Genomic DNA, 11,935 nt, shown 5'->3' with positions numbered 1-11,935 from the left:
GGCCCCGCGGCGGCGAACCGACCGCGGGGCCCGGTGGCGATTACTTCGAGACGTCGGCGCCGAAGAACTTGTCGCCCAGCTCGGCGAGCGTGCCGTCCTCGGCCAGCTCGGCGAGCGCGGCGTCGATCGCCTCCGCGAGGTCGGCGTTGTCCTTGGTGAACACAAAGGCCTGCTCGCCGGCGTCGGGGGTCTCGGCGGCGATCTTCAGGCCCGAGTCGGGGTTCTGCTTCGCGTACTCGAGGAACGTCAGCTTGTCGTTGATGGTGGCGTCGATGCGGCCGTCCTCGAGGAGGGCGACGGCCTGCGCCCAGCCCTCGACGGGCTCGACCGTGGCGCCCGACTCCTCGGCCAGCGCGCCCCAGTTGCTCGACAGCGACTGCGCGGTCTTCTTGCCCTCGAGGTCGTCGAACGAGGCGATGTCCTTGTTGTCCTCGGGCACAACGAGCACGCCGGGCGAGACGGTGTAGGGGGCGGAGAACGCGTACTTCGCCGAGCGCTCGTCGTTGATCGTCACCTGGTTGGCGATGGTCTCGAAGCGGCCCGCGTCGAGACCCGCGAAGATCGCGTCCCACTGGGTCTCCTGGAACTCGATCTCGACACCGAGCTTCTCGGCGACGGCCTTGGCGACCTCGACGTCGTATCCGGTCAGCTCGCCGGCGCCGTCCTCGTGGTAGCTGAAGGGGGCGTAGGTGCCCTCGGTGGCGACGACGAGCTTGCCGTCCTCGAGCGCGGCCGCGGCGGCGGTGCTCTCGCCCGCGGGCTTCTCCGAGTCGTTCGCGGCGGGCTGCGACGAGCAGCCGGCGAGGGCGAGGAGGGCGACCGCGGAGGTGGCGACGGCGATTCGGGTGAGGCGCATGAGGATCCTTCGTGAGGGTGCTGTGGTGCGGGCGTGTGAACCCGTGACAAGAAAGCTCACCACCGGACGCCCTCTACGTCGAACCCGCATGACGCCATGTTTCTTCCGCGCCATCCGGGATTCCGTCACCTGCTGGGAGTTGCGCCCGGATGACGGCGCCTCAGTCCGGATCGGACGGCGCCGGCAGGGCGCCCGTGCGCAGGAGCATCGTGGTGACCAGCCAGACGGGTGCGGCGAGGCCGAACGCGGGGATCAGCCCGGGCACGAGGTAGTAGGCCGCGGCGAGCGCGGCGGCCGTGCCGAGGGGCGCGAGCGCCGCGAGCGGACGCCCGAGCATCAGCACGACCGCGCCCCGGATCACGGCGAGCGGGCGGGCCTCGAAGTGCGCGGCGAGCGGCCACACGAGCACCCCGATCGCGATCACCGCCGCGCCGAGCATCCAGAGCACCCCCGCCACGAACACCCCCAGCCCGCCGTCACCGGCCGCGCGCATCACGCGCTCCTCGACCAGCACCACCGCGCCCGCCGCCGCGAGGATCCACCCGAGCGCGTTCGCGTGACGGAACTGCGCCCGCCAGTGCCCGGCGAACTCCCGCCGCAGCTCGCGCCACCCCTCCCCCGAGCGTCCCCGCGCGTCGGCTCGCGCGATCGCGGCCACGGCCGCCGTGGCCGGGAACACCCCGAGCACCACGCCGCCGCGCAGCGCCCACCCCAGCCACAGCACGTGCAGCTGCACCAGCCGCAGCAGCACCTCGGCGACCCGCAGGTGCATCGCGAGCAGACGCCCCACTCCGGAACCGGAACCGGATCCGGATCCGGATCCGGATCGATCCTCCTGCCGGCTGACGGTCGGCGCGGTCATCCCTTGACCGATCCGATCATGACGCCCTTGTCGAAGTAGCGCTGAAGGAACGGATACAGGATGATCAGCGGCAGCGTCGAGACGACGATCACGCCGTACTTGATCTGATCCGCGAACTTCTGCCCGTACTCGCCGCCCCCGGATCCGCCCGACCCGCCCGCTCCGCCGGCGAACGCCTGGTTCGACAGCAGGATGTCGCGCAGCACGATCTGCAGTGGCTGCTTGTCGGCGTCGCGCACGAAGATCAGGCCGGTGAAGAAGTCGTTCCAGTGCTGCACGAGGTAGTACAGCGCGATGACCGCGATGATCGCCTTCGACAGCGGCAGCGCGATCCGCAGGAAGAACTGGAAGTACGAAGCGCCGTCGATCATCGCGGCCTCGAACAGCTCGTTCGGCAGCGACGTCTCGAAGAACGCCCTCGCGATGATCAGGTTATAGACGTTCAGCGCCGACGGGAGGATGAACACCAGCCAGTTGTCGAGCAGCCCGATGTCCTTGTAGAGCAGGTAGGTCGGGATGAGACCGCCCGAGAAGAACATCGTGAACGCGAAGAACAGCATGATCGGGCGACGCCAGACGAACTCCGCGCGCGAGAGCGCGTACGCCGCGGGCATCGTGACCACGAGGTTCAGCGCGGTGCCGACGAAGCTGTAGAGCAGCGTGTTGCGGTAGCCGACCCAGATGCGCTCGTCGGCGAAGATCTGCTCGTAGCCGAACCAGCTGATGTCGCGCGGGAAGAAGACGACGTCTCCCGTGGCGACGCGGGCCGGATCCGAGATGGATGCGATCACGACGAAGAACAGCGGGTACACCGTGACGACCACCACGAGCGTGCACAGGGTGACGACGATCGCGGTGAAGAAGACGTCCATCGGACGCTGGCGGCGAAGGCGGGACAGACGGGACATGAGGCTCACCACAGGCTTGTGTTCGAGACGCGTTTGGCGATCTGATTCGCGCCGACCAGGAACAGGAAGTTGATGACGGTGTTGAACAGGCCGATCGCGGTCGAGTAGCTGAACTGACTGCTGAGGATTCCGATCTTGTAGACGTAGGTCGCGATGACCTCGGAGACCGGCAGATTCAGCGGGTTCTGCATCAGGTAGATCTTCTCGAAGCCCGTCGCCAGCACCCCGCCCATGTTGAGGATCAGCAGCACGACCATCGTCGGCACGAGCGCCGGGATGTCGACGTGGCGGATCACCTGGAACCGGTGCGCGCCGTCGATCTTCGCGGCCTCGTACAGCTGCGGGTCGACGCTCGAGAGGGCGGCGAGGTAGATGATGCTGTTCCATCCGCAGTGCTGCCAGACGTCGGAGATCACGTAGAGCGGCACAAACGCCCCGGGGTCACCCAGCACGTTGACGTCGGTCGCGCCGAACAGCTCGAACAGGCGCGTCAGGATGCCCGTGGACGGCGACAGGAAGACCTGCAGCATGCCGACGATCACAACGATCGAGATGAAGTGCGGCATGTACGTGACCGTCTGCACCAGCCGCTTGGCCCGCGCGTGGGCGACCTGGTTGACGATCAGGGCGAGCAGGATCGGGGCGATGAAGCCGACCACCAGGGTCGTGAGGCTGATGACGACCGTGTTGCGCATCAGCGTCCAGAACATCGGCGACTCGAAGAACTGGATGAAGTACTTCAGGCCCACCCAGTCGCCGCCGGTGATGCCCTTGGCGAAGTCGAACTCGCGGAAGGCGAGCTGGATGCCGTACATCGGCACGTAGGCGAACAGCACCGTGAAGGCCACGGCCGGCGCGAGCATCACCCACAGCTGCCACCCGTGAGCGGACTTGAGCCGGCGGCCGCCGCGCCGCGGGATCCAGGACGGGGGACGGACCCTGCCGCCTTCCGGCGGCAGGGTCGTCACGAGGCGCGTCGTCGTCATCCGGCGGCGAACTCGTCGTAGTACTTCTGGTGGATCTCGACGTTCTGCGTGAGACCCGCGCCCTCGACCTGGGCGACGTAGTCGTCCCACTGCTCCTCGATGCCGCCCTGGGTCAGCCACTCGGCGAACTTCGTCTGCGTGAGGTTGAGGATCGTCGTGTTGTTCAGCGAGATCGTGTTGAGGTCCTCGGCGCTCATCTTGATGAACTGGAACGGATAGACGTCCTCCTCCAGGTCGATGTTCGCGATCGCGTCCGCGAGCGGGACGGCCTGATCGCGCGCCTCCTGCAGGTCGGTCGGCAGCTCGACCTCGATGTCGTCCCGGATCCACATGGGTCCGTTGTCCGCGAGCGACGAGGTCCACTTCCACGTCGACGGGTCGCTGGTGCCGTCGGCCGGCGGCAGCACCGTGTAGGTCGAGTCATCGACCTTCTCGATGTTCGGGCCGATGTCGCCGAACAGCACCTGGATCGACATGTCCTGGTCGTAGAACGCGTCGATCGCGGCGAGCGCGGCCTCCTTGTTGTCGGAGCGAGCCGACATCGCGATCTGGTTGGCGGGGAAGTTCTCGCCGTAGCCGTCGTAGCTCCAGGCGACGGGCTCGCTCTGGCCGGCCTCCGCCTGCAGCGGCGCGGTGGCGGTGTACTGCGGCGCGAGCTGTGCGCCGAAGCGGTCGGATGCGGTCCATCCCCAGCTGAAGCCGACCTTGGCGGTGTCGCCCTCACCGCGGGCGGTGGACTGGTAGGCGGAGTAGTCGTGGGTCATGACCTCCTCGGAGATCAGCCCCGCGGCGTAGGCCTTGTGCAGGAACTCCATGAGCTCGCGGTAGCGGTCGTCGACGAGGAAGTTGCCGACCGTGCCGTCCTCCAGGAAGTAGCCCGCGCCTCCGCCGCTGGCGATCGGCAGGCCGAGGCTGCCGAGCATGACCGTGGGCTGGAAGTAGCCGAAGCCGCCCGTGCCGACGGGGCTCCAGTCCCACGGGATCTCGTCGTTCGGGTCTCCGTCGCCGTTCGCGTCCTCCTCCTTGAAGGCGACGAGCACGTCGAACAGCTCGTCCCAGGTGGTGGGCACCGCGAGGCCGAGATTGTCGAGCCACTGCTGGTTGATGTACTGGTGCGTCACCGTCTCGGGCCAGAACCGCTTGTAGCCGGGCACGCTGTAGATCTGGCCGTCGGCCTGCGTCGCCATCTGCTTCAGCAGAGGCTGGGCCTCGAACATGCCCGCCACGTTGGGGAGGGCGTCGTCGTCGAGGTGGGGGGCGAGGTCCTCGAACAGCGACCCGTAGGTGGCGAGGTCGGAGTCGGTGATCGCGTTGGTGCCGACGATGAGGTCGGGGATGTCGCCGGAGGCGAGGATCGTCGACTTCTTCTGGTCCCAGTCGGCCGACACCTCCTGCCACTCGATGGGCACGCCGATCTCCTCCTCGAGATCCTTGGCCCACTGCATCTTGGCCATGTCCTGCGTCAGCGGGTGCTTGATGACGAGCACCTGCAGCGCTCCCGCCTCCCCGCCACCGCCCTCGCCGGATCCGCCGCCGGTGCAGGCCGTGAGGGCGAGCGATGAGAGGGCGACCGTGGCCGCCACCGCGATGCCGCGGCGCCGGGCCGTCGGTTCACGGAACGTGAATGAGAGCACTGAATCCTCCTCGATCTGGTGCAGAGCCGACCAGCCCCGGTCGTCCCGCGGGTCAGCATAGGGAGGTTGATTCAGCGTTGGCAACGACAAGACAGAAATTGGCATGCGAGCACGCATGGGCACCTGCCCGGGAACCGGCTCGGGTCAGCCGGAGTCGCGCACGATGAGGTCGACGCCGACCAGCACCTCGCGCGGCGGGCCGCTCTCGCCCTCGACGCGCTCGCGCAGCAGCCGCACCGCGGTGGCCGCCATCTCGCCCGTGCGCGGGCTGACCGAGGTCAGCGAGGGCACAAGATGCGCGCCCTCGACGGTGTCGTCGAAGCCCGTGACGGCGACATCGCCGGGAACACGCACGCCCCGCATGCGCAGTGCGCGCATCGCGCCGATGGCCATCGCGTCATTGACACACAGCACCGCATCGAAGCGCCGTCCCGAGGCCAGCAGCGCGATCATCGCCTCGAACCCGGAGGCGCGGCGATCCCAGTCGGAGCCGAAGGCGATCAGACCCGGATCGAGCGCGACGCCCGCCTCCTCGAGGGCGTCGCGGTAGCCCTCGTAGCGCGCACCCTCGGGGGCGACCCCCTCGGCACCCGTCCAGATCAGGGCGATCCGGCGGCGCCCCTGCCCGAGCAGGTGCGACGTGAGCCGGCGGAAGCCCTCGTACTCGCCCATCACCACCCTGTCGAACACCCGCGTCGGGCCCGATCCGAGCTGCACGGTCGGGCGGCTCGGCGGGGATCGGTCGAACAGGTCGTCGCGCAGCCAGTGGGGGCAGACGATGACCCCGTCGACATCCTGCGCCGATGCCACCGCCCGCAGCTCGCTCTCCTGGTCGCCCGCGATGACGAGCGTCGAGCTCATCCCCGCCCGCTCGATCTCGAGGATGAGCCGTTCGGCGGTCTCGGCGAAGTACGGCTGGTGCAGATCCGGCACGACCACCGCGATGCGGCCCGTGCGCCCGGAGGCGAGCTGACGGCCGGAGGGGTCGGCGACGTAGCCGAGGCGCGCGATCGCCTGCTCGACGCGGGCGCGCGTCGCGGCCGATGCGCCCGGTCGGCCGAGCACGACGTTGGACACGGTCTTCGCCGAGCAGCCCGCCTCGCGGGCGACGTCGTCGAGCGTGGGGCGCGTCATCCGAGCACCGTTCCCAGGGTGGACTCGCGCCGGATCAGCTCGATGGGAGTCGGGCGGCGCGCTTCGGCCGGGCGCCCTGCCAGGCGGGCATCGAGCACGTCGAAGGCCTCGCGAGCGAGCAGCGGATAGCCCGGATCCACGGTGGTCAGGCTCGGGGTGGTGTACCGCCCGTCCTCGGTCGCACCGAAGCCCGTGATCGCGATGCGACCCGGCAGCGGCACCCCGCGCCGCGCGAGGGCAGACAAGAGCCCGAGGGCGATCTCGTCGGTCTCGCACAGCACCGCGTCGGCGTCGGGATGGTCGCCGAGCAGCGTCTCGGCCGCCGCCGCGCCGGCCTCGCGCGTGCCCTCCGCCACCGTGAGCACGGCGACGGGCGGCTCCGCGAGCGCACGGGCCACGGCGTCGACGAGCGTGACGGCGGTGGCGTCCGCCTCGGCGTCGCTCGCGCGCTCGACGCCGAGCAGCACAACCCGGCGACGGCGCATGGTGGCGACGTGGCGCACGAGCACGCCAGCGGCCGCGTCGAGGTCGGATCCGAGGTGATCCGGCCCGCGCCGCGCGCCCTGCACGGTGACGACCGTGCCGCCGACGCCCGCGAGAGACACCCCGGCGGCCGCGCCGCCCAGCACGAGCACGCCGTCGTAGAGACGCCCGCACGCCGCCAGCACGCGCTCGGCGCGCTCGGGGTCGTCGTGCGTGGGCTCGAGGCCGACGGTGAGACCACGACGGCCCGCCTCGGCCACGAGCGCCTCGACCAGCATGGTCGTGGTCGGGTTGGCGAGCGAGGACACCGCGATCGCGATGCGGCCGGTGCGGCCGGTGCGCATGGCCCGTGCGCCGCCGTGGGCGACCCAGCCGAGCTCCGCGATCGCGCGTGTCACGCGCTCGACCACCTCGGGCCTCGTGTGCGGTTCGCGGTTGACGACGCGGGAGACGGTCTTGAGCGACACGCCGGCTTCGCGCGCCACATCCGCCATCGTCACCGCCATCCGATCAGAGTACTGCCGGGGAGGTTTGCGCCCCCGGCGGCCTCACCGCGATGTATCTTGACTTTGACAACGCTGAAGCTCTCCGGCCTCGGCGCCGTTCATGCCTTTCCGGGAGCCACGATGAAGTCCTTCCCCGCCGACGCGGTGCGCCTGACGGGCGGTCCGTTCGCCGTCGCCCTGCAGGCCGATCTCGACACCGTGCTGAGCCACGACGCCGACCGCCTGCTCGCGCCGTTCCTGCGGGAGGCCGGGCTCGAACCGAAGGCCCCGTCGTACGGCAACTGGGAGGACTCCGGCCTCGACGGCCACACGCTCGGACACTGGCTCTCGGCCCTGGCGCACCTGCACGCCGCGACCGGCGACCCGCGCACGCTCGAGCGCCTCGGCTACGCGGTGGGCGAGCTCGAGCGGGCACAGAGCGCGCTCGGCACGGGGTGGATCGGCGGCGTGCCCGGAGGCGCGGCGCTGTTCGAAGACCTCCGCGATGGCGGCATCGCGGCCGCCCGCGAGTTCGGATCGCACACGCACTGGGTGCCCTGGTACAACCTGCACAAGACGTTCCAGGGGCTGATCGACGCGCACGTCGTGGCGGGTGATCCCCGCGCACTGGGCGTGGCGACGCGACTGGCCGACTGGTGGCTCGGCATCGCGGCCGACATCAACGACGAGGCCTTCGAGGCCATGCTCGACACCGAGTTCGGTGGCATGAACGAGGCGTTCGCGCTGCTGGCGAGCCTCACCGGAGACGACGCCTACGCGGCGATGGCGCGGCGCTTCTCGCACCGCGCGATCCTGGATCCGCTGCTCGAGGGGCGCGACGCGCTCACCGGCCGCCACGCGAACACGCAGATCCCCAAGGCCGTGGGCTACGCCGCCGTGGGCGGCGAGCAGCTCGACGCCGCCGATGCGTTCTGGCGCACCGTCGTCGAGCACCGCACCGTCGCGATCGGCGGCAACAGCGTGCGCGAGCACTTCCACGACCCCGCCGACTTCACTCCGATGATCGAGGACCGCGAGGGCCCCGAGACCTGCAACACCTACAACATGCTCAAGCTCACGCGACTGCTCGCGGAGACCCGGATGCGCCCCGAGATGCTCGACTACGCCGAGCGCGCGCTGTTCAACCACGTGCTCTCGGCCCAGCACCCGGGCGGCGGCTACGTCTACTTCACGTCGATGCGGCCGCGGCACTACCGCGTGTACTCCACCGCGGGCGAGTGCTTCTGGTGCTGCGTCGGCACGGGCATGGAGATGCAGGCGCGTATGGGCGAGTGGGTGTTCGGCACCGAGGGCGACGCCCTCTGCGTGAACCTGTTTGTGCCCGCCACCCTCGACGCGGCGGGCTTCGGCGCGCGGCTGCGCGTGGAGGCCGACCTGCCGGCCTCCGACGAGATCCGGATCACCGTGCACGCGGATGCGCCGACGCGCTTCCCGCTGCGCGTGCGGGTTCCCGGATGGGCCGGGCGCCTCGACGACCTGCGCGTGGGCGGCGCCCCGGCCGATGCGGTGACGACGCCCGGTGCCGTGACGATCGAACGCGAGTGGCGGGACGGCGATGTGGTCTCGTTCCGCGTGCCGCTGACGGTGCGCGCCGAGCGGATGCCCGACGGATCCGCCTGGCAGGCCTACCTCGCCGGCCCGTTCGTCCTCGCCGCCCGGGATGACTCGGGCGACCTCGCGGGCCTGCGCGCCGACGACAGCCGGATGGGCCACGTGGCCGCGGGCCCGCTCCGCCCGTTCGGCGACCTGCCGCTGGTGACCGCCGGTGCCGAGGAGGTCGTGCGCACGGGCCCCGCCTCGTGGCGGGTGCCGTCGACGGATCCGGCCGGCGTCATCGACCTCGAGCCGTTCGCCGGGCTGCACGACAGCCGCTACACGCTGTACTGGCCGATCGAGGAGCCCGGGCGCCGCGAGGCCCTGCGCGCGCAGGACTCCCGGCTGGCCCTGGACGGCGCCACGATCGACCGCATCGCCCTCGGCGAGCAGCAGCCGGAGTCGGACCACGCGCTGTCGGCCGACGGCTGCCCGGTGTGGAACGACGGCGACGACCACGGACGCGAGCTGCGCGCCCCGCTCACGGCGACCCTGAGGGATCCAGACGGCGCCGGGCGAGGGCTGCGCATCCGCGTGCGCCCGTCGTCGGAGACCGTCGTCATCGCGGTCACCTGGGGCGGCGGCGAGCCCCGTGCGGTGCTGATCGCCGCGGGTGAGGAGCACGCCACGATCGACCTCTCCCCCGTCGCCTCCCCCACGGTGCGTCTCGCCCCGATGCAGGGCGCACCGGTCATCCGCGAGCTGCGCCTCCTCCGCTGACCCCCGCCGCCCGCTCGTTGAGCGAGCGAGGAACGAGCGAGTCGAAACGCCCAAACCCCCGCGCCAGGTCACCCCGTTTCGACTCGCTGCGCTCGCTCAACGAACGGAGTCGGCACCACCCCCGCGCCCCACGCCGAGCCAGGTCGCCCCGTTTCGACTCGCTGCGCTCGCTCAACGAACGGAGTCGGCACCACCACCCGCGCCGGGCCACCCCGTTTCGACTCGCTGCGCTCGCTCAACGAACGAGACCGGCACCACCCCGCGCCCCGCACCCCCGCTCGTTGAGCGAGCGAGGAACGAGCGAGTCGAAACGCCCAAACCCCCGAGCCAGGTCACCCCGTTTCGACTCGCCGTGCTCGCTCAACGAACGGAACCGGCCCCACCGCCCGCGCCAGGTCACCCCGTTTCGACTCGCTGCGCTCGCTCAACGAACGGAGTCGGCACCACCCCCGCGCCCCACGCCGCGCCGGGTCGCCCCGTTTCGACTCGCTGCGCTCGCTCAACGAACGGAGTCGGCACCACCCCGCGAGAGGCCCGAGCGCCCTGCGCCTACGCCTCCGCGGGCTCCGCGCCGAGGGCGGCGCGGGCCTCGTCACGGCGCGCGATGAGCGCGCGACGGGTGCGGGCGGTGAGCAGCGAGGGGTCGCCGAGCGACGGCACGGCCGCCCAGGTCTCGGGGGCGTCTTGGCCGAGGGCCGCGAGGTACTGCGCCGCGCGGGCCGCGGGCGTCTGACCGCGCAGGCCGAGCGCCGCCATCAGACGGGACGGATCCACCGGGCCGACCGGCGCGAACGCGTCGTTGGCGACGCCGGCGATCCAGGCGATCGCGGCGGCGGCGAGCTCGGGCTTGCCCTTCGCGAACAGCCTCGGGTCGGTCTCGGCGAGCAGGTCTGCGACCCCCGCCGCGGCGATCCGGATCTCCGGGTCGTCCTCGAACACGGCGCCGGCGGTCTCGACCAGCGCCTGCACCCGGGCGAGCCCCGCCGCGGCGCGCTCGTCGAGGTGGCGGAGGTCGGGCACCACGCGCGTGATCGGCGCCGCCTGCAGCGCATCGAGGTGGCGGCGGCCGCCGACGCGCAGCGACAGCACGGCCAGTTCGTGCGCGGCGGGATCGTCGTCGGGCAGATCGCCGTCGGCCTCCATCGCCGACAGGTCGAGGAACTCCCCGCCGAGCTCCTCGATGGCCTCGAGCGTGTCCGCGGTGACGCGGGGCGCGATCTCTGCGAGCGCGTGCCCCGCCTCGACGAGCGCGGGAAGCGCGGCAAGCACCTCCTCGGCATCGACGTCCTCGAAGGGCAGGTGGTCGAGCAGCAGATCGGTGACGAACGTGTCGCTCCAAAGGCGAGGATCGCCGGATCCGCTGCGCTCCCGGTTGAGCGAGACGAGCAGGCGCGCGACCTCGGCGGTGCCGGGGGCGGCGGCCTCCGCGGCGGCGACGAGCTGCTCGTCGAGCGCGGCGTCCTCCGCGGGACGCGCGGCGAGGGATCCGCCCTCGGGAAGAGACCGCAGGATCCAGGCGAGCAGCGAGCGGTGGCCGGGCCAGGTCTCGGTGACCAGGGGCGGCTCGAGAGCGAGGTCGGCGGCCAGCGCCGCGAACACGCGCTCACGCGCGTCGGCGGGGTCGATGTCGACGATCTGGAATCGGTCGAAGTCGGCGCCCTTGGTGCCCGCGGCGAGCGCGGCGCGGAATTCCTCGGGGGCCACGAAGGCGTCCTCGATGGTGTGGCCGCCGTCGCGATCGATGAAGACGGTGGCGGTGGCGGGAGTGCCGTCGGGCAGCGTCGCGCCGATCACGATGGTCGAGGCGGCGCCGAGCACGTGCTCGATGGCGGTGACGCCGGTGATCTCGAGCGGCGTCGAGGGCTCGAGCTCGTCGAGCCACGCGGGCAGCGTCTTCCAGCGTCCGCGGGCCTCTTCGCGGATGCGCGCCGCGAGTGCGGTGTCCGACGCGCCCTGGGTCTCGAGCAGCGGGGCCATCGCGAGCAGCAGCGCGTCGCTCTGGCGCACGGCGTCGCCGAGGGTGCGGTCGACCATCTCCGACACCTCGGGCATGCCCTGCACCGGGTTGCCGTTCGGATCGAGCGGCCGCGTCAGCATCTCGAGCACCCGGCTCGCGTAGGTGAGCAGGTCGTACGCGTCGCCGCGCAGCGACTCGTCGACATTGCGGATGAGATCGAGGTCGCGGCGCACCATGTGACCAGCGTAGGCGGGCCCGTCCCGGGCGGCGGATCGTACCCGCTTCGCGCCCGTAGA

Annotated in this window: 9 protein-coding genes; 1 reads left to right on the top strand and 8 read right to left on the bottom strand. The window is 71.3% G+C overall.

From position 1 onward, the window contains the following. Window positions 1-40: 40 nt before the first annotated feature. The 7 genes from J5V96_RS16685 to J5V96_RS16655 form a co-directional block, all read right to left on the bottom strand. The gene (locus J5V96_RS16685; protein ID WP_208505564.1) at window positions 41-856 is read right to left on the bottom strand and encodes an amino acid ABC transporter substrate-binding protein; all 816 of its coding nucleotides are present in this window, start codon (window positions 854-856) and stop codon (window positions 41-43) included. A gap of 160 nt (window positions 857-1,016) precedes the next feature. Beyond that, window positions 1,017-1,718, bottom strand: a complete 702-nt coding sequence (locus J5V96_RS16680; protein ID WP_208505561.1) for a YesL family protein — start codon at window positions 1,716-1,718, stop codon at window positions 1,017-1,019. Then, entirely contained in the window at window positions 1,715-2,626 is a 912-nt protein-coding gene (locus tag J5V96_RS16675; RefSeq protein ID WP_208505664.1) for a carbohydrate ABC transporter permease, read from the bottom strand. Before J5V96_RS16675 ends, J5V96_RS16680 begins: the two co-directional genes overlap by 4 nt. 5 nt (window positions 2,627-2,631) lie before the next feature. Next, complete coding sequence (locus J5V96_RS16670) at window positions 2,632-3,612, bottom strand: ABC transporter permease (protein ID WP_208505558.1); 981 nt, start codon at window positions 3,610-3,612, stop codon at window positions 2,632-2,634. Next, window positions 3,609-5,246 (bottom strand): type 2 periplasmic-binding domain-containing protein, encoded by a 1,638-nt coding sequence (locus tag J5V96_RS16665; RefSeq protein WP_307793733.1) that lies wholly within the window; start codon window positions 5,244-5,246, stop codon window positions 3,609-3,611. Before J5V96_RS16665 ends, J5V96_RS16670 begins: the two co-directional genes overlap by 4 nt. Before the next feature lie 144 nt (window positions 5,247-5,390). Next, entirely contained in the window at window positions 5,391-6,380 is a 990-nt protein-coding gene (locus tag J5V96_RS16660) for a LacI family DNA-binding transcriptional regulator (RefSeq protein ID WP_208505548.1), read from the bottom strand. After that, window positions 6,377-7,369, bottom strand: coding sequence for a LacI family DNA-binding transcriptional regulator (locus J5V96_RS16655; protein ID WP_236015053.1), 993 nt, complete (start codon window positions 7,367-7,369; stop codon window positions 6,377-6,379). Before J5V96_RS16655 ends, J5V96_RS16660 begins: the two co-directional genes overlap by 4 nt. Window positions 7,370-7,489: 120 nt before the next feature. Here J5V96_RS16655 and J5V96_RS16650 point away from each other — a divergent pair, with 120 nt between their 5' ends. Beyond that, window positions 7,490-9,682, top strand: a complete 2,193-nt coding sequence (locus J5V96_RS16650) for a beta-L-arabinofuranosidase domain-containing protein (RefSeq protein ID WP_208505546.1) — start codon at window positions 7,490-7,492, stop codon at window positions 9,680-9,682. A gap of 549 nt (window positions 9,683-10,231) precedes the next feature. Here the strand turns inward: J5V96_RS16650 and J5V96_RS16645 are convergent. Further along, window positions 10,232-11,875: a hypothetical protein gene (locus J5V96_RS16645; RefSeq protein ID WP_208505544.1), complete on the bottom strand. Its 1,644-nt coding sequence runs from the start codon at window positions 11,873-11,875 to the stop codon at window positions 10,232-10,234. Window positions 11,876-11,935: the final 60 nt, after the last annotated feature.

This window comes from Microbacterium stercoris (assembly GCF_017592545.1).
GTDB classification, from domain to species: domain Bacteria; phylum Actinomycetota; class Actinomycetes; order Actinomycetales; family Microbacteriaceae; genus Microbacterium; species Microbacterium stercoris.
The sequence above is the reverse complement of the archived record's forward strand: the minus strand, read 5'-3'. Positions and strand labels throughout refer to the sequence as shown.

Coding starts and splice junctions, on each gene's coding strand:
- J5V96_RS16685 (WP_208505564.1), bottom strand. CDS start 856: ATGCGCCTCACCCGAATCGCCGTCGCCACCTCCGCGGTCGCCCTCCTC.
- J5V96_RS16680 (WP_208505561.1), bottom strand. CDS start 1,718: ATGACCGCGCCGACCGTCAGCCGGCAGGAGGATCGATCCGGATCCGGA.
- J5V96_RS16675 (WP_208505664.1), bottom strand. CDS start 2,626: ATGTCCCGTCTGTCCCGCCTTCGCCGCCAGCGTCCGATGGACGTCTTC.
- J5V96_RS16670 (WP_208505558.1), bottom strand. CDS start 3,612: ATGACGACGACGCGCCTCGTGACGACCCTGCCGCCGGAAGGCGGCAGG.
- J5V96_RS16660 (WP_208505548.1), bottom strand. CDS start 6,380: ATGACGCGCCCCACGCTCGACGACGTCGCCCGCGAGGCGGGCTGCTCG.
- J5V96_RS16655 (WP_236015053.1), bottom strand. CDS start 7,369: ATGGCGGTGACGATGGCGGATGTGGCGCGCGAAGCCGGCGTGTCGCTC.
- J5V96_RS16650 (WP_208505546.1), top strand. CDS start 7,490: ATGAAGTCCTTCCCCGCCGACGCGGTGCGCCTGACGGGCGGTCCGTTC.
- J5V96_RS16645 (WP_208505544.1), bottom strand. CDS start 11,875: ATGGTGCGCCGCGACCTCGATCTCATCCGCAATGTCGACGAGTCGCTG.